The organism is Nocardia sp. NPDC058705, from assembly GCF_042749305.1.
In the GTDB taxonomy this organism is placed as follows: domain Bacteria; phylum Actinomycetota; class Actinomycetes; order Mycobacteriales; family Mycobacteriaceae; genus Nocardia.
In genome coordinates, this window is the sequence record NZ_JBHYRN010000016.1 from 125,832 (window position 1) to 143,603 (window position 17,772).

Genomic DNA, 17,772 nt, shown 5'->3' on the forward strand with positions numbered 1-17,772 from the left:
CCCATCTGTGGGCTGTCGACGGCCGATCAGGCCGGGCAGCCCGGCAGGCGCCAGTCGGTGGGGGTGAACTCTTCGAGGTGCACCCGCTCCCGACGAACACCCGCGGCGGCCAGCTGGGCGCGCACGGACTCGAGGAAATCCGGTGCGCCACAGACGTATACGTCGGCATCGGGCAGCAATTTCACGTCGGACAGATCCATCCGGCCGGTCCGCGCACCCGCACCACCGCCGGTGTACCACAGGGTCGAGGTGCCCGCCGACAGCCGCGACACCAGCACCCGCTGACGGTCCCGCAGCGGATGACTCTCCGGTGTGCGGTCGGCATGCAGAACCTGTACCGGCCGGTTCGGATTGCGGGCGACCAGGTGCTCGAGCACCCCGATCATCGGCGTGGTTCCGATACCCGCCGAGATCAAGATCAACGGCGTTGTCGCCGACGGTTCGACGGTGAGATCGCCGAAGGGAACGGTGATCTGGAGCTGGTCACCGACGTCGAAGTACTCGTGCAGGTACCCGGAGACCTCACCGGCCGGACAACCGTTCGCCGCGTCGACCCGCTTCACCGCGAACGCCAGCCTGCCCTCGGCAGGCGCACCGACCAGGCTGTACTGCCGCAACTGCCTGGCACCGTCGTCGAGCTGCACCCCCACTGAAACATACTGTCCGGGAACGAAACTCGGCAGCGGCTTCGCCGGATCCATGGACTCGACCGCGAAGACGGCGACGCCGAACGTATCGTCTTGGCGCGCAACGACCATCACGTCCCTGAACACATCTCCCGGCGCCACACCGGCATCGGCGTAGAGCCGGTCCTCCTGGGCGATCAGCGTTTCCGCCAGCATCCAGAACACCCGGTCCCAGGCCTGCGCGACCGGCGCGGTCACCACATCGACGCCGAGGACCTCGACGATCGCCGCGAACAGATTGTCGTGCACCACCTCGTACTGTGCGGCGGTGACGCCGAGCGAGACGTGCTTGTGCGCGATCCGCGACAGCATCTGCGCGGGATGCGGGAGTTCGGGGTCGATCAGGTAGGTGGCGTAGACCGCGATCGATGCCGCCAGCGCCTTCGGCTGGCTGCCCGCGGCCTGATTGCCCCGATTGAACAGGTCGCGCAGCAACTCGGGATGGTTGTCGAACAGCCGACGGTAGAAGGCGGTGGTGATGGAGTCGATGTGCGTACCGATCAGCGGCAGGGTGGCGCGGATGATGTCGGCGTCGGCCGTGTCGAGTTCGGGTTCGGGTTCGGTGTACTGCACGAAGGTCGTCATGGTGTGTCCTCGTTCTCTTCGGGCGTGCGCGCGGGGGTAACCGCCAGCAAACGCAGTAATTGCGCGGAGGGACCGGCGACCATTGATTCGACGGTGTATTCGTCGAGTACCGCGTAGAACGCGGCGGTCGCGTCGGCCAGTGCGCGTCGCAGCCGACAACCGGCGATGAGGGGACATGGGCGATCGCCCGTGCACTCCACGACTTCGCGGTCGTCTTCGAGCAGGCGGATCAGTTCACCGATGCGGATCGTGTGACCCGCCGGGGTGAGCGTGAGTCCGCCGGAGCGCCCTCGCTGCACCTCGACCAGGCCGAATCCGGTCAGCAATGTCACCGCCCTGGCGACGATCCGCTCGGACGCCCCGACCGATCGGGCGATCAGCCCGATCGTGATCCGGGCGTCCTCGGTCTCGCCCACAGCGAGCCGCATGACGGCCCGCAGGGCGATATCCGTGGTCGGTGCCAGCTGCATATCTCTACGCTAGGCGACCCGCATGCGAAATCCGCTATGCATCGATGGTGCACTCTATTACGCCCACACCGACGTAATTCAGGCCACATTATTCGAACACGGCAAATACTTCGCTATCACCTACTCGGCCGCCAAGGCGACGCCTCATCACTCCCGAACACCGAGGTCACCGTCGACACCTCACCTCGATGAAGTTCGACGGGCCCGAGATCGGGGTCGAGAACCAGTGTCCGCACGCTGCGCTGCTCATCGGCAATAGTCACAGCGCGCGATCATGCAACATAGCTATCGTCGAACCTCCGCGACACGCCGCTGGTCAGTGTGCGTGGTCTGTGAAGTCGTCCAGACCGGTGAGCTCACTCGACAGCGCCCAAAGACGCTCAGCTGAAGCGGGTTCGACGGCCCACGCCTTGACCCCGCCGACGAGCATGTCGTCGTCGGTGGCGAGTTCCGCGACATCGCAATCCTGGCAATAGACACCGCCGAATTCGGCGAGCGACGCGGCGGTTGCCGCCCAGACTGCGGTCGCGGCCCCCTCCGCCGGGGTCTTGAAGCCGTCCGCCTGGCGACCGTCACTACCGATCCAACCCTGCGCCACCTGTTCCGCATGGGCGATATTGCGTTGCAGCGGCGTGAGAATGCTCCCCGGATGCACGGCGTAGGCACGTACCCCCGACGCCGCTCCGATCGCGTCGAGGTGTGTGGCGAACAATGCGTTGGCGGTTTTGGACTGGCCGTACGCCTGCCAGATGTCGTAGCCGCGACTGAAATGTAGGTCGCTCCAGCGGATATCGGACAGAAAGTGCGCCGATGACGCCACCATGACCACGCGAGCCCCATTCGGAGCCAGCGCGGGCCGCAATCGGTTGACCAGTGCAAAGTGCCCGAGATGATTGATCGCGAAGTGCGCTTCCCAACCCGGCCCGACCTGCCTGCGCGGGTAGGCCATGACACCGGCGTTCGCGATGATGATGTCGACGGTCCGGCCGGTGTCGAGAAATCGTTCACTGAAAGTCCGAACACTGTCGAGATCGGCGAGGTCGAGTTCGTCCACCTCCACACTCTCGATGTCGCACAGCGCTTTTCGGGCCGTCTCGACCCGGCGAGCGGGCACGACGACGTGAGCCCCTGCGCGCGCCAACGCCACGGTGGCCTCCTTACCGAGACCCGAGTAGCCACCGGTGACGAGGACTGTCTTCCCTGTCAGATCGACGCCGTCGACAACCTCGCCGGCCGTGCTGCGCGGGCCGAACCCGCTACCGATTCTGTGCTGCTGTGTGATCGCCATGTGGTGACGCTAAAATCTAGAGTGCGATCTAGGTCAAGCGGTGAGGGCGTCCATGGTGAACGGTCTGTCCATCGGTGACGTAGGGCGGGCCACCGGCCTCGGGGTGCACGCCCTGCGATACTTCGAACGCGAAGAACTGATGTTGCGCCCGATTCCACGGTCCTCCGGTGGACAGCGCGTCTACGCACAGGCCGATGTCGATTGGCTCCTACTCTGCAATCGCCTACGCGAGTCCGGGATGCCCATCGCGACCTTGCGGACCTTCGCACGGCTCGTTCGCTCGGGGCCAGGAAACGAGCGTGAAAGACTTGCCCTGCTCGAGGCTCACGAGCAGGCCGTTCGCGACAGACTGGCCGACCTGACTGCCGATCTCGAAGTGATCCGCAACAAGGTCCTCGCCTACCGCAAGCATGTCGACGACGGAACCGCGGCAGGAGTCTGGTCCCCCACGCCGTCTGCCTGACGATCGATCCGTGCGGTGGCACTCCGGTTCGGTGCAGCTCGAGTCTTGGCTGTTCCCGCGTTCGCCATCCGATCGTCGAGGAACAGGCAGCCTCGCGTCACAACGAGGTCGTCAGTCGATGCGAGAGGCCAGCGAGGTAGCGATGCGGTCGGCCGCCGCGGTGCCCGAGGCGACGCAGGCGGGGACGCCTACGCCGTGGAGGTAGGCGCCTGCTACTGCTAGGCCGTCGAGGGGGGCGAGGGCGGATTCGAGGGTGGTGATCCGGGTCGTGTGGCCGGGGGCGTATCGGGGGAGACCGCCGGGCCAGCGTTGAACCACGGCTTCGAGGGGGGTGATCGGGATGCCGGTGACGGTGGTGAGGTCGGCGACTGCGGCGGCGATGAGATCTTCGTCGGACCAGGCGAGCGGCTTCTCGTCACCCAGGCGGCCGAAGGAGGCTCGGACCAGGGCGACGTCGCGTTCGGCCAGGTGGGGCCATTTGCGGCTGGACAAGGTGAAGGCCTTGGCGCGCAAGGGTTCTCCGGTGGCGACGAGGATGCCGGAGTTGTCCGGGAGGGCGGTGTCGCGCGGGAGTGACATGGCGACGAGCGCCGACGAGGACAGTTCGATTCCGGCGGCTGCTTCGGCCGCTTCGGGTGCCACGTAGTGCAGGAGACGGGCGGTGACGGGTGCGGGCGTCGCGATGACGACGGCGTCGACGGCGCCGAGCGGGTCGACCACCCAGCCGCGGGGTGCGCGGGCTATGCGCGTCGCGGCCGTGATGGTGACGAACCGGGCTGCCGAAGCGTCGGTCAGTGCGGCCAGGAGCGCGCCGTAGCCATCGCGTAAACCACCGAATACCGGGGCGGAGCTGGGGGCAGGCATTGCCGCGCGGACGGCCTCGGTCAGGCTCGACGCCCCGCCGTCCAGGGCCGCGGCGAGGGTCGGCAGCGCGGCACGGACGCCGATGGACGCGCTGGTCCCCGCGTACACCCCGCCCAGCAGCGGGTCGACGCTGCGCTCGACGACCTGGCTGCCGAAGCGGTCAGCCACCAAGGTCTGCACGTCGATGTCGGAGCCTAGTTCCCAGTGCAAGGGGCGGTCCGCCTCGGCCGCGACCCGGTCCAGAGTCGCATCGTCGACGAGCCCGCGCAGCGACTCGGCATCGGACGGAATGCCCATCAGAGTGCGCCCAGGCAGCGGATGCGCCGCTCCTTGCGCCCAGATCAACGGGCGCTTTCCGGCGGGCCGCACCAACTGGTCGTCCAGTCCGAGCTCACTCATCAACTCGAGCACCTCGGGCCTGCGCCCTACGAACGCCTCGGCACCGAGATCCACTGGCTCCCCGGCCAATTCACCGGTGTGCAGCACCCCGCCGAGGCGCCCGCTCTGCTCGAGCACGACGATATCGACGCTCTCCCCCAGCTGCTGCCGCAACCGATACGCCGCGACGAGCCCGCTGATTCCGCCACCGATAACCGCGATCCGCATGTCTCGACCGTAATCGCGCGCCCCGCCGACCGGTGGCACCCACCCCTGGCCGGTGTCAGCTGGATCACCGTCCCGGCCTAATCGTCCACAACGACTCGATCCAGTCAGAAAACTGATTTCGAGGAGGCCGATCGGTCGATTACGCCGGTCGACCCGCAGGCGAGGGCCTGCGCTGGGCGAGAGCCGATCGACGGACTGGCGTAATCACGCAAAACGGCTCGCAAAAATCAGAATTCTGATTGAAAGCCGCCGATTGCGTGATTACGCCTGTGACTACAGCGAGTGCACCAGTTCGACCAACGCGGTCAGCACGCCGGGATCGGTATCGGGCAGGACCCCGTGACCCAGGTTGAAGATGTGACCGGTCGCGCCGAGAGTGATCGCCTCGTCGGCTTCGCGCACGATCCGGCGTGTCTCGGCCTCGACCGCATCGAATCCGGCGAACAGGATCGCGGGATCCAGGTTGCCCTGCAAGCCTTTTCCGGCACCGACCCGACGCACTGCGTCGGTGAGCGGCACCCGCCAGTCCACGCCGACCACGTCGGCGCCTGCCTCACCCATCGCGCCGAGCAGTTCGCCCGTGCCGACGCCGAAGTGAATGCGCGGCACCCCGGCCGAGGCGACCTCGGCGAACACCCGCTCCGAATGCGGCAGCACGTACTCGCGGTAGTCGGCCAGCGACAGCGCGCCCGCCCAGGAGTCGAACAACTGCACCGCGTCGACCCCGGCCGACAGCTGGGCCTGCAGGAAGGCGATGGTGATGTCGGTGAGGGCGCCGAGCAGGGCGTGCCAGGTCTTCGGGTCGGCGTGCATCATCGCCTTGGTGCGCTCGTGCTGCTTGCTCGGCCCACCTTCCACCAGGTAGGAGGCCAGGGTGAACGGGGCGCCCGCGAAACCGATCAGCGGGGTGTCGCCGAGCGCGTCGGTGAGCAGTCGCACGCCTTCGGTGACCGCGCCTACTTCTTCGGGACGCAGCCGCGGCAGCGCGCGCACATCGGCTTCGGTGCGAATCGGCGAGGCGATGACCGGGCCGACGCCGGGCACGATGTCGAGGTCGATGCCCGCGGCTTTGAGCGGAACGACGATGTCGGAGAACAGGATTGCCGCGTCGACACCGTGACGGCGGATCGGCTGCATGGTGATCTCACACACCAGTTCCGGGTCGAAGCACGACTCGAGCATGCCGATGCCCTTGCGCAGTTCCCGGTACTCCGGCAGCGATCGGCCGGCCTGACGCATGAACCACACCGGGCGCCTACTCGGCGTCGCGCCGGTGGCGGCGGCCAGGAAAGGGGCATCGGTCAACCGGCGGCGGGTGTAAGTGCTCATCGCCGTTCATCCTAAGCGTCGCGTCCGGATGGACCGCATCCCCTGGCGGGTGTAGGACCAACAACACGTTCGGTGAGATCGCGACCCGCGAAATCACGGCTCGCGAACACACAAGCGGCCGTCGGGTGGTGCTCGCGGCGGCGCCGGGTCGATCCGGCCGCGAGCAGTCCGATTCCGCCTCGGTCAGCACGTATCGCCGCGAAGGGCATCTCGACGTCCCCCGGGTCACCTTTCGTCGCATATCGCGCATCACCGAGACTCCCAGAATGCGCCCTGCGCAACGCGACCCGCACGCAACGCGCACAGGCGGCGCGCCTCCGACGGCGGCTGGCACCCACCGTCTACCGTTGCCCCTCGTGACACCGCTCGACATCCGCGACGGCGCCGCACCGACCGGGGGAACGCCCCGCGAGCCTGCTTCTTTTCGGGCGGCGGTCGATGCGATGGGCACCGCAACAGTGCACCCACGAATCGAGTTGGCGCCTATCCGTCCCCCGCAACGGTTGGCGCCGTTCTCCTATGCGCTCGGAGCGGAGGTCATCCACCCCGACAGCGCCGTGGTGCCGATCGACTCCGAGGGCGACGCGTTCGGCAGGCTGATCCTGCTACACGACCCCGACGGCGACGAGGCGTGGAACGGTGTGTTCCGGCTCGTCGCCTACATCCAGGCCGATATCGACGCCGCGCTCGCCGCCGACCCGCTGTTACCCGAGGTCGCGTGGAGTTGGCTGGTCGACTCACTGGAATCGCGTGGCGAACCGTTCACCGCCCTCGGCGGCACAGTCACCGCGACCAGCTCGGTCCGCTACGGCGATATCGCGGGCCCCCCGCGCGCCCATCAGCTCGAACTGCGCGCGTCGTGGACGGCGACGAGCACCGAGATGCGACGACACGTCGAAGCGTTCTGCGAAGTGCTGGCCTTTGCCGCCGGGTTGCCGCCCGCCGGGGTGACCCATTTACGACCGGAGTCCTATACCCGCACCGATCACCCTTGATCGCCACGTAGAGTTCACGTTTATGTCGGTCGCCGAGGAACCCACCGCAGCAGAGCCCCTGCTCGCCCCTGCCGAGGGGGTTCCACCCGTGCTGGCGACCGCCGACGAGGTCGCCGCGGCCGCCAAAACGATCGCCGCCGGTACCGGCCCGCTTGCTGTCGATGCCGAACGCGCGTCCGGTTTCCGCTATTCGGCGCGGGCGTACCTGATCCAGCTCCGCCGCGAGGGCGCGGGCTCGTTCCTCATCGACCCGATTCCCGTCACCGACGCGCTGACTCCCCTGGCCGAGGCGATCAACGACCTCGAGTGGGTGCTGCATTCCGCCGACCAGGACCTGCCCGGCCTGGCCGAACTGGGTTTGCGCCCCGCCCGCCTGTTCGACACCGAACTCGGCGGCCGCATCGCCGGCTACGAACGCGTCGGCCTGGCCGCGATGGTCGAAAACCTCCTCGGTCGCTCCTTACGCAAGGGCCACGGCGCCGCCGACTGGTCGAGCCGCCCGCTGCCCGACGAATGGCTCAACTACGCCGCCCTCGACGTCGAACTTCTCCTCGAACTACGCGACACCGTCGCCGCCGATCTCAGTACCCAGGGCAAACTCGACTGGGCCGCAGAGGAATTCGAACACGTCCGCACCATGGACCCGCCCGCCCCCAAGGCCGACCGCTGGCGCCGCACCTCCGGCATCCACACCCTGCGCCGCACCCGCCAACTGGCGATCGTGCGCGAACTGTGGACCACCCGCGACGAACTCGCCCGCGCCCGCGACGTCGCCCCCTCCCGCATCCTGCCCGACTCGGCCATCGTCACCGCCGCCACCAGCGAACCCCGCTCGATCGCCCAACTGCGCACCCTCCCCGTCTTCGGCGGCCCCCGCCAACGCCGCTACTCCCGCGACTGGCTCGCCGCCGTCGAACGAGGCCGCACCCTCCCCGACAAACAACTCCCCCCACTCACCCTCCCCTTCGACGGCCCACCCCCGGTCAACCGTTGGGAACGCCGCGACCCCGTCGCCGCCGCCCGCCTCACCACAGCCCGTGGGGCGATGGGCGAACTCTCCACCGAGCACTCGATCCCGGTCGAGAACCTACTGTCCCCCGACCTGGTTCGTCGGCTGTGCTGGGATGGGCTGCCCGACTACAAGAATGTTGGTACTCCCGAAGAGTTGTCGGCAAGGATCGAAGCTTTCCTCCTCGCCGGCGGTGCCCGTTCGTGGCAGCGCACCCTCGCGGTCCCCGCCCTGACCAAGGCATTGACTCCCTCGGCCACCTGATCCTGCCTACAACGAGTTCACCTCTGCCAAGATGGTGCGGACGAATTCGACGAGTTCTTCATCGGTGAGGTCGCCCTCTTCCCAGGTGTCCGGGTCGATCGCATACGAGTCTTCGAGCACGAAGAACACCTCGTTGAGCCGTCTGTCGAAGCGCTCCCGCACCCGCTCGCCCTCCCTCAACGACCGGCTCCGGGCACCGAACCACCCCCGCGCAAAGTCCGGCCCCGCCACATCACCGGACACCAACCTCGCCATCAGCGCCAACTGCTCAGCGATCCCGCTACCAGGTTTCACGAAGGCCGGTGTCGGCCAGACCTTCATCTTGCTGATATCGCCCTTCACCCCGCACCCACCCGTGCGCGCCTGTTCTCACAAGCAGCGAGCCACCGTATCGTGTTGAAACTCCCCATGATTCACCCTACTTCCCTGATGGACCCCATCGCGACAGCCCGACGCTCCAGACCGCATCCTGGCCCATACCGATGTAATCGGTGGTGTCGACAATGATCTGGGCCTCTGCGGGAGTTTCGTAGTAGATGTCACCAGAGAGCCGGATGTCCATCTCCCGCATGGTTCCGCCGCGACGCTCGATCGCTCCCGACAGATCATGGAAGCTGACTCCATCCGGTATCGGACCCACACCTGAGCGAATCGGTTGCGGCACAGTCACATTCCATTGCAATCGGTGGAGTGACAGGGTCACGTAGAAGCATGTCCAACCATCGTAAGGATGATTGGTGAACCCCATCTCGATCAGCCCATAGTCGCGGCGCATGGTCAACCGCTTCTTGTCGACATCCTCGACGAACTCCTCACCTTGCAACACGGCGTCGACTTCCGCGAGCCGAACCCCGTGCCGGAGCCCCAAAACGTTACCGACACAGGCAACTTCGGCAAGATAGTCCACAAAAGAAGGTTCAACCACTCAACAACTCCTTGACAATTTTGACGCCCTGATGCTGGAAGACTTCTTCGACTGCGTCAACGAACGGCTTCCCCAGCCGCTCGACCAGCCCATGCCAATCGTCGCACCGAATCGAAAACGGCACGGTGGCACCGAAATCGCCGCACAGGCAATCGGCCATGCCGTCGAGGCCCGCACCGAAATATCCGCCCGGACCGTTGATCGCTTCGCCCAACGCGCAGAAGAAGGACACCTCGTCATCGATATGCGCTGCATCGAGCGTGTAGCAGACACCCGCTTGGCGATCAGTCAGCTGATGATCTACTTGCGCTCGACTACCAGCCGCCAAAGCGACGGAGAGCCATTCTCTGCACCCGGAACGAGGAAGACCCACCCAGGTATTCATCTCCGTCGGACCGCCCACCTGCCGTTCCCGCCACAGCGCCGCGGAAATACTGGACCACTCACGCGACCCTATCCCGGTGAGCCGTACGTCGAACCGATCACCGGACATTGCCGCGACGCTGTCATCGACCTCGACAACGGCGAATTCGAACACATCAATGGTGCCGATTGCCAGCCCGTCTCGGTCGAGAAATCGAACCCCGGCCATACCGATGGGCGATCCGTGCTTCGCGCGACAGACTTTGCGCCACGCATCAATATCGACCACAGTTGCCCGCTGCAACGCGAACTCGACACATCCAGTGACGGAATCCTGATCGAAGAACCCAAGCAGCTCCTCCGCCTGGAGAACTGTGGTATCCAGGTCGTCGAGGTACAGCGAGAACCTTGCGCTGGAATCGCACCCCTCCACTACGTACCCCCGTTCCAGCGACCGGTCGCGAGCCGGCAAGCCCGGCAGACGATCGCCGTTACGGCCACTGCCAGATTCCGGGTGTCGCGACCACGTCTCGCGAGAGCGCGAGCATCCGGGAACGGCGTGTAGAACATGCCATTCCCCCAATCACTCGAAATGCCGCCGGCTTGCCCGTACAGACCGTCCAACTCTGACCGAACACCTTCGAAGAGAACACTATTCGCCACGAAGAGCTCGACTGGTAACAGCATCGAAGGCAATGCGGACGGCGTCGGAACAGACTGCTCGCTGTCGACAGTTCCATACAGAACGCCCGGCGCGGTGGCCATCAGCCGCAGTAGCTCCCGCGTGAACTTCACCCGTCTGAACGCCGAGGACATCTGCTGTTTGCTCCAGAATTCCGCGGGCATGCCCAGCTCCTCGGCCGACAGGTTGACAGCGATCGCGCGACGGTCGCGCGCAGACCAACTGGTGGCGCACTCACACCGAGCCGGCCCGAAACTAGGTAGACGGAAGCGTCCGGTGCCGGGTACCGCTGTGCCGAGCCCATCGAGAACGGCCGCCACATGCGCGAGGGTGCTCTCTTCCGGACTTTCCGAGTAGATCGTCACCGTCACGAAGGGTGCACTGGGATTCGTCGCCATAGTTTCCTCCCCCGCTCAATCGGCCACAACCACGGCGCGGGGCCACGGGCCCGTCGATCAGTGCTCGTTGCATGGGCGAATGGCGCGACGGCGCGAGCCGACGCCGAGGAGCTGCTCGTTGGGACAGGGCGGGCCTCCGCGAAGACCACCCGCGGCAGACCTCACTGTGGCCACGGTAGTCGAGCGAACGTATCCGACCACCGTTCGACCAGATGCCAGTGACACCACTTCTGCACGGTGATCCGCTTCAGCCACAACGGCTTCTGCCGGAACCGGATGTAGACGATCGCGTCGCTGAGTGCCCAGTGCACCACGTCCGCGCGGCAACTTTCGCGGAGAATCAGCCCCAAAGCAGGAGGAATCTCACGGTCCAGTCGGAAGAAATGACCCATCGCGACGAACGCTCCCTCGACCAGTCCGGAATCGCCGGTTCGAAACGCCCGCACGATCACGTCGACGACGGCACCTCTGTCTTCACAGTTGAGCGCGAGGCCGATGACCGCCGTCCCGAGCCGCGCCTCTCTGCGATCGAAGGCGGCGTGAACCGTCGCGGGGTCGTCCATACCGATTAGGCCTGCTCCTGACTCCCAGCAGTACTCGCCGAATCCAATGCTGGGCTCGTCATTCATACTGCAGTCCGGCGTAGGTAATCAGCGTGATCATGTTCCAATCCGATTCACCGCGTCGACTACTTACATCCCTGCGATTCCCGAAGGACTCAGAAATAGCCGAGAGGAACTCGGGAGTGTGCCGTTAACAAAAGTAGCGGGGTCGGCTTCCATTTCGTCATGCCGGTAACGATTTCCGACGATACCGATGGGAGCTTCGAGAAATCGCGACAGGGTCGGATTCTCGAAGCTGTCCGGCGCAGCAATCAGCTCTTCGCGCACAGATCCAATAAATCCGATGAGCTCGACGTCGCTTTTGACATTCGGAAACTCTAACTCGGCCAGGCCTCAACTCCTCCGATATTTCTCAACCGCCTCCTCGATTCCCGCCAGCGCTCGATGCCGACATCGCCGACATCCACCGCGTAGCGCGAGCTGTCCAGCGCCTGAATTATCACAACCTCCACACCTGACCGGGACCGAGCGGAGATCAACCCATCCGTCATCTGACCGACGCCCCGAGGAAATTCCGACGAGGCAGCGTATTTACCGCTGCACGCGACCGCTCAGTCACACAAAAGCTGAGTGTGCATCAACCGGAGACGGGTTCAGTGCTGACCGCCGTAGGATACCCAGATGGTATCGAGATCCATCTAGAGCATGGCCCAAAAGGATGGCAATCGGAGTACTGAAGCCGTGCAGCCGGGCGGATAGGACACTCACGACCGATCCGACGGAAGGCCGTCTAACTCTCTGATTCAACTCGGCCAATCAGTTCGAGAACACCGGTGCGCCACTTCTTCTCGCAAACTGGGCAACATTCCACGTAGTCGTGATCGCCAAATCGTGTTTCCCGATACTCTACAACAGTGAACGTAGGCTCCACCACGATCCCTACGAACCTGGCTCCACAATTCGGACATTTGACTGGCATATCGGTACCAAACAGGGCGCCGCCCAAGTCATCGTAGTGTGGCAGATCCTCGATAATCTTGCGGTCCAAAGCATCGAGATCCGTCGCGTCACTCCAATGCAGAAATAATGGAATGACGGCGCCAGAGCCAGTCGTAACATCCACCCTGCGCACTTTTTGGCTGGTACTCAAGAAAGCACCTAAGTCTACATTTCGACTATTAGTCGGGGGATTTTCACCTACGTCCCTGCTCCATCGCGGGTAATAGTCTGCGGAATACAGGCCGACAACGAACTTCTTTTTCATCTATAACCTCGTTACTTGAACCATGTGTGGAATTAACACCTCGCTCTCACCAGCGCCTGGAAGAGTCTGTGGATGGATTGAACTTCGAGGCACCAACGCAGTATATATCGTATCACCAAATCGACGAGCGACATCTTCATCCGTTGTGAACGACATCATGCTTCGAGGACCGAATCCATCTCGTCCTACTTCTTGCCCCCATTCTCCATGCGCTTGAATATAGTTATCAAGCGACCCCCATTCATCGATAGCTTCAGTATGCGCCCGTTGCGAGGCCTTCAACGCTTCTTCGACAGAACCAGTCGAATAGTATTCATGCCGCGCCGCATCACTCATCATAAAACCATTCTCCCTCTGGACCTGATGCTCGACTCCGGCGTCTGTTCCCCGGTATACCCGAACCAGATCACCGTCAGGCTCTAGCCCCAGCGGGTCAGCCCAACTTGTCGGATTATAAGGATACGTATTCGGGTTCGGTGATGGCGCGAGCCCGAGAGGATCGGTGGTCAGATACCTACCCGTCTCGGGGTCGTAGAAGCGCGCAAGATTATAGTGAAGTCCTGTTTCAACATCATACTGCTGCCCAGGAAAGCGAAGGGGAGTTGAAGAAGAACCAGACCAAGTGGTAATTCCCCAGAGGTTGGAGGAGGCTACGGCAAGCGATACACCGGTGAAAGAATCGATCAGCTCCGTCGGCATTCCGATGGAGTCCGTCACCACAACGGCAGACTCAGATTCGGAGCCATCTCGGAATGTCCTCTGCGCAATCGGCCTGAACGTCCCAGGAATATAGTCCCATCGAATTTCCTGATCGCCACGAACTTCTCCCAAGAGGGTGGTGCCCTCCCATATATACTTCACCGACTCGAGCTTCGCGCCAGAGCTACTTCGACGTCGTTTTGTTGTTCTTCGGCCGAAGGCATCGTAGGTATACGTCCACCAATGTCGCTCCGGCGTAAAGACATCAACCAGCTGATCGAAAGCGTTGTAGCGAAAGTGCCAGGTTTCAGGCTCTCGCGATATCCTAGCTCGAGTCTTCCGAATAAGTCGGCCCGCTGGGTCGTAGTAGTACCGAGTTCGACCAGCTCTAACCAGCAGGTTGTCTCGGTACTCTCGTCGACCAAATATTGTGCCGCCATTTTCCGATGCATCTGCACCGCAGTGTTCTATGTCGGAATCGGCCGTTTCATCGACAATATTGTCCAAATTGTCGTAGACATATCGGTGGGCGGGTAAGTCATTATCGGCGATTTCGGCGACACGACCACGATTATCTAGCACGAATGCCCTGTCGCGAACGGAGGCGCCCCGGCGATTCGTAGACCAACCAAGAAGATGACCGTCGACGCGATACGAATATTCGTCGCACCTAATATGTCCTGCATTGAGAAGCTTCTGCTGGTCGCCCAGTGGATCAGGAAGGTTTGGCCCACGCACGGCTACGCTCTGCGAGATGACCCGCCCGCTCGGAGAAACCTCGCGGATTATCTCAACATTATCGACCTTCCAATTGACCAAATGACCCGCATTGTTATAATCAAAGTCGATCGAATGACCGTCACTGACCATACTATCGATTCGACCGGAGATATCCCGATTCCAATAGGATTCCGAACCGCTCTCCAACCTTCGAAAAGTTCGCCGACCTCTACTATCGTATGCGTTCTCAATCTGCGTATAACCGTCGAGTATCTGATTTAAAATTGCCCCCGTTGCAGTAACATCGAATTCCAGCGTATGGGTCGTCGAATCACCTTCTCCAGAGGATGCGCTGACGAGATACCCTCGAGGGTCATGCCGATAGCGGACCCACTCTCCAGATTCTGCACGAATTCCAGATATTCTCCCCTGGTTATCGTAGCTATGATACCGTGCCACCCCAGTTGCTGGCATAACCGCCGCGATTTGACTCGAGGAGTTATACTGATAGTGAGTCGATGAATTATTGAAGTCTACTTCCGACGTTACACGCCCCGCCGCATCATATGTGTAGCTCCACGTCTGACCAATAGGGTTAGATATCTCAAGTAGGCGACGTTCTGTATCCCAGGTATACCGCGTAGTTCCGCCGCCAGGCTCCGTTAAGGCTCGAACAAGATTGAAGTAGCCATATTCGTATGCAGTTGTAGAGCCAGCAAGGTCAGTATGCGCGACAACATTATTCTCGCGATCGTAGGTCCAATTTTCTTTGTTACCATCGAAGTCGCGACGCTCAAGCAGTCGACCTTCTGGATTCCATTCATATTCGGTGGTCGCACCAAGGGGATTCGTAACTGCGACTGGCCGGCCAAAGTGATCCCGCTCGATCGACCTTACAGCGCCACATACGTCAACGACACTGGTCGTCCGGCCAGCCGCATCGCAGTCAAACACTGCCACAATCGCTTCCGCTTCGGAAATGGTATGCAGCGCACCGTTGGAGTGATAAGAATACTCGGTCCGTATCCCATCCGCATTAATAGTAGCTATTAGGTTTCCACGTCTATCGTACTCGCGCCTTGTAACTGATCCGTCGACATGAGTGATAGAACTTGGACAATTCCTACCTTGATAGGAGATGCCGATCCGAAGCCCGTCCGGGCGTACTATCGTAGATAGTTTTCCGTCTTCATTGTATATATAGGTCGTTGTCGAAAGATCTGAGTCGACGTGCCGCTGAAGTTTTCCGTCGGCCGTCCAGGCATTGGATGAAACAGTGCCGAGCGGATCTATGCGGGTCCGGAGGCGAAGTAGTTCATCAAATTCGAATGTTGTCGTCGCACCAAGTGAGTCTGTATAGATGGTGCGGGAAAAATAGTCGCGGGAGCTAGGGTGGTTTTCATATTCAAAGCGTGCCGAGGTTATACCATCAGTGCCCTGCTGGGAGACGACCCTGCCCTGGCCATCATAAATGTTGGCGAGTTTGCTACCGTTGGAGTCACGCCACGACAGCATTCTATTTTTACGATCGTAGGTGTAATGCGTAGTTCCGCCAATTCCGTTCGTGACTGCGCTTAGGTTACCGCTGCTGTATTCGAATCCACGGACCTTGGTGACGACTGCGGTACCATCGGCGCGGGTTCCGTTTACGGAGACGGAAGTTATGCGCCCGGATTCGGTGGTGAAAGTAACATGGTAGCCGCCAGAGGATCGAACTTCAGTTGGCGCGTTGTCATCACCATAGTGAAATCGGATCCAGTTGCTATGACGGTCAGAAACTGCGGCGATCGGATAGTCACCTGACAGTTGGCTGTCCTTGGTGAGGGCAGCAAAGTTCCAGGCGATCTCTCGATCAAGGTCACGGACACAGTAGCCGCCATTAGTTAACCTGGTGAGTGTCCATTGCAACCCCCCGTGTAGAGGGAGGACGGGAGTTTCGGGAGCAGTGTGGGGATAGGCTAGGAGGACTCCATCCTCATTGATCAGAGTAACGCCGCTATGGTCAACAATGATGCGTGCATCTAGCGTACTGGTCCAGGAAGGCCCGAACCAGCGCCCAAACCGGTAACTGGATCGATGGCAACGATTGAGCTTGACTGGCAGTACGCCGTCCAGCGCAAGGTCCGAAGCGGGAAAAAGGAATTCCCCAGTCGCGACGTCAACTGGGTCACCGCAGGTCGTTTTGTCGTCAGGGGTTTGCGAATCTTCAGGGTCACCTTCGCGTGACTTCTTGCCCGCTCCGCTGTTGGACTGGGCAGGATCGCTCGGAGTGTTCGCGGGTTTGGTGCTTGCACTGTCCAGGTTCTCAGTAGTTTTGGCTGGTGTCTCTGGCGTGCTCGCCGGATTCGTCGACGTGTCAGACGGTTTGGTGCTCGACGGGGACGTCGAGGTGTCAGCCGGCTTGGTGCCCGCAGGGCTGGTGGTGGTGGTGTTGTCGGTGTTCTTCGTCGTCTTCGACGGGGTCTTCTTGAACGCTTTCGCGATATCACCGAACGCGGACTTCAGTTGCTTGAGAAGCGGTTTCAGCTTGTCCATCGTTTTGGCGAGCTTGGAGAACAGCTTCGAGATCGTGGAAACGGTTTTCGCGATATAGGCGGTGGCTTGGATCGCGACCAGCGGGGTCGCCAAACCGACCGAGAACACCAACTCCGCAGCCCAGACCGCGAGGCGGCCGACGGTTTGAGCGACGAGGTCGCGGACTGTCTCGCGGACCGCGGCCACGATCCCACCCGCCATCCGGATCGCTGACGCCGCAGCGGTGGCGGCGGTGTTGGCCGCGGTGAGCAAGTTCGTGGTGTTGGAGGCTGCGTTTTTGTAGGCGGTGGCGGTGAGGCCGGTCCAGTCCGACACATCAGTAGCAACAGCCTTGTTCTGGGCGGTCGCTACTTCGCTGATGCGGGTGGCGACGTTGTCCCAGGTTTTGGCGTAGGCCTCGATCTGGGCGGGGTCACCGGCGATCCAGTCCAGGGCGTCCTGGAGGGGTTGGCAGTGTTCGATGAGCCAGCCGACGCCGTAGCCGGCGAGGGTGCCGAGGGGGTCGACGACGAGGGAGACGGCTTCGGCGCCGAGGCCGACGACGCCGAGGCCGACTTCGATCCAGGAACCACCGGAGATGGCGTCGGAGAGGTCGGTCACGGAGCTGACCAGGCTGATACCGGTGGACCAGTCGGTGGTGTCTTCCTTGGCCGCGATCAACGGGTTGGTCACGACAGACCCGATTGTTGAGTCTTCAGTGCGGCGGCGTTGCTGGTGTCCTGGGTGGTGAACGCATCCGCTGCGGCGGTGAGGTTCGAACTGGTGGTACCGAAGGCGTCGATCGCGGCTTGGATGGCGTCGATACCGTCGGTCTCGACCGCGTCGACGAAAAGAGGGCCGAGGAAGGCGCAGAGTTTGCCGAAGGCGTCGGACGGGGCGGAGACGGCTTGGGCAGCTTCGAGAGCTTCGGTCAATCCTGAGCCGGCGGAGGTGACGTTGGTGGCGTGGGATTTGATCTTGTCGGGGGAGATCTTGAGTTCCCCGCCTGCGCTGGTCATGGTGTGTGCCCGCCCCTCATCATCTGTAAAGCCACCCGGTCGGTGGGCACTCCCTGCCCTCGACCT

16 protein-coding genes are annotated in these 17,772 nt (G+C 62.5%); 3 read left to right on the top strand and 13 right to left on the bottom strand.

The genetic code is table 11. The annotated features are described in order from the left end of the window. Positions 1–26 precede the first annotated feature (26 nt). The 3 genes from ACFW6D_RS19635 to ACFW6D_RS19645 form a co-directional block, all read right to left on the bottom strand. Complete coding sequence (locus ACFW6D_RS19635) at positions 27–1,271, bottom strand: globin domain-containing protein (RefSeq protein WP_379330025.1); 1,245 nt, start codon at positions 1,269–1,271, stop codon at positions 27–29. Beyond that, positions 1,268–1,741, bottom strand: a complete 474-nt coding sequence (locus ACFW6D_RS19640; protein WP_379232079.1) for an RrF2 family transcriptional regulator — start codon at positions 1,739–1,741, stop codon at positions 1,268–1,270. The genes ACFW6D_RS19635 and ACFW6D_RS19640 overlap by 4 nt, the downstream gene beginning before the upstream one ends. Before the next feature lie 316 nt (positions 1,742–2,057). Continuing rightward, positions 2,058–3,029, bottom strand: a complete 972-nt coding sequence (locus ACFW6D_RS19645; RefSeq protein ID WP_379330027.1) for an oxidoreductase — start codon at positions 3,027–3,029, stop codon at positions 2,058–2,060. Positions 3,030–3,081: 52 nt separating this feature from the next. Between ACFW6D_RS19645 and ACFW6D_RS19650 the strand changes: the two genes are divergently transcribed. Continuing rightward, on the top strand, positions 3,082–3,492 hold the full coding sequence (locus ACFW6D_RS19650; RefSeq protein ID WP_379330029.1) for a MerR family transcriptional regulator: 411 nt from the start codon (positions 3,082–3,084) through the stop codon (positions 3,490–3,492). A gap of 111 nt (positions 3,493–3,603) precedes the next feature. On the opposite strand, the gene ACFW6D_RS19655 is transcribed toward ACFW6D_RS19650, so the two are convergent. Further along, complete coding sequence (locus ACFW6D_RS19655; RefSeq protein WP_379330030.1) at positions 3,604–4,962, bottom strand: protoporphyrinogen oxidase; 1,359 nt, start codon at positions 4,960–4,962, stop codon at positions 3,604–3,606. A 273-nt stretch (positions 4,963–5,235) separates the two neighbouring features. Further along, a complete protein-coding gene (gene hemE, locus ACFW6D_RS19660) occupies positions 5,236–6,291 on the bottom strand; it encodes a uroporphyrinogen decarboxylase (protein ID WP_379330032.1) in 1,056 nt (351 codons plus the stop codon). 356 nt (positions 6,292–6,647) lie between these two features. Between hemE and ACFW6D_RS19665 the strand changes: the two genes are divergently transcribed. Together ACFW6D_RS19665 and ACFW6D_RS19670 are read left to right on the top strand one after the other, a co-directional pair. Further along, positions 6,648–7,286 (top strand): DUF3000 domain-containing protein, encoded by a 639-nt coding sequence (locus ACFW6D_RS19665; RefSeq protein ID WP_379232070.1) that lies wholly within the window; start codon positions 6,648–6,650, stop codon positions 7,284–7,286. 22 nt (positions 7,287–7,308) lie between these two features. Beyond that, positions 7,309–8,559, top strand: coding sequence for an HRDC domain-containing protein (locus ACFW6D_RS19670; protein ID WP_379330034.1), 1,251 nt, complete (start codon positions 7,309–7,311; stop codon positions 8,557–8,559). 6 nt (positions 8,560–8,565) lie between these two features. On the opposite strand, the gene ACFW6D_RS19675 is transcribed toward ACFW6D_RS19670, so the two are convergent. The 8 genes from ACFW6D_RS19675 to ACFW6D_RS19710 form a co-directional block, all read right to left on the bottom strand. After that, on the bottom strand, positions 8,566–8,901 hold the full coding sequence (locus ACFW6D_RS19675; protein ID WP_379330036.1) for a hypothetical protein: 336 nt from the start codon (positions 8,899–8,901) through the stop codon (positions 8,566–8,568). Positions 8,902–8,977: 76 nt separating this feature from the next. After that, positions 8,978–9,484, bottom strand: a complete 507-nt coding sequence (locus ACFW6D_RS19680; protein ID WP_379330038.1) for a hypothetical protein — start codon at positions 9,482–9,484, stop codon at positions 8,978–8,980. Then, the gene (locus ACFW6D_RS19685; protein ID WP_379330040.1) at positions 9,477–10,280 is read right to left on the bottom strand and encodes a barstar family protein; all 804 of its coding nucleotides are present in this window, start codon (positions 10,278–10,280) and stop codon (positions 9,477–9,479) included. The genes ACFW6D_RS19680 and ACFW6D_RS19685 overlap by 8 nt, the downstream gene beginning before the upstream one ends. Then, the gene (locus tag ACFW6D_RS19690; RefSeq protein WP_379330042.1) at positions 10,280–10,927 is read right to left on the bottom strand and encodes a hypothetical protein; all 648 of its coding nucleotides are present in this window, start codon (positions 10,925–10,927) and stop codon (positions 10,280–10,282) included. The genes ACFW6D_RS19685 and ACFW6D_RS19690 overlap by 1 nt, the downstream gene beginning before the upstream one ends. A 161-nt stretch (positions 10,928–11,088) precedes the next feature. Beyond that, positions 11,089–11,490, bottom strand: coding sequence for a hypothetical protein (locus ACFW6D_RS19695; RefSeq protein WP_379330044.1), 402 nt, complete (start codon positions 11,488–11,490; stop codon positions 11,089–11,091). A gap of 790 nt (positions 11,491–12,280) precedes the next feature. After that, a complete protein-coding gene (locus ACFW6D_RS19700; RefSeq protein WP_379330046.1) occupies positions 12,281–12,754 on the bottom strand; it encodes a hypothetical protein in 474 nt (157 codons plus the stop codon). After that, a complete protein-coding gene (locus ACFW6D_RS19705) occupies positions 12,755–17,380 on the bottom strand; it encodes a DUF6531 domain-containing protein (RefSeq protein WP_379330048.1) in 4,626 nt (1,541 codons plus the stop codon). Beyond that, positions 17,377–17,706 carry a type VII secretion target gene (locus tag ACFW6D_RS19710; protein ID WP_379330050.1) on the bottom strand — a complete coding sequence of 110 codons (330 nt, stop codon included), beginning with the start codon at positions 17,704–17,706 and terminating at the stop codon, positions 17,377–17,379. The genes ACFW6D_RS19705 and ACFW6D_RS19710 overlap by 4 nt, the downstream gene beginning before the upstream one ends. Positions 17,707–17,772: the final 66 nt, after the last annotated feature.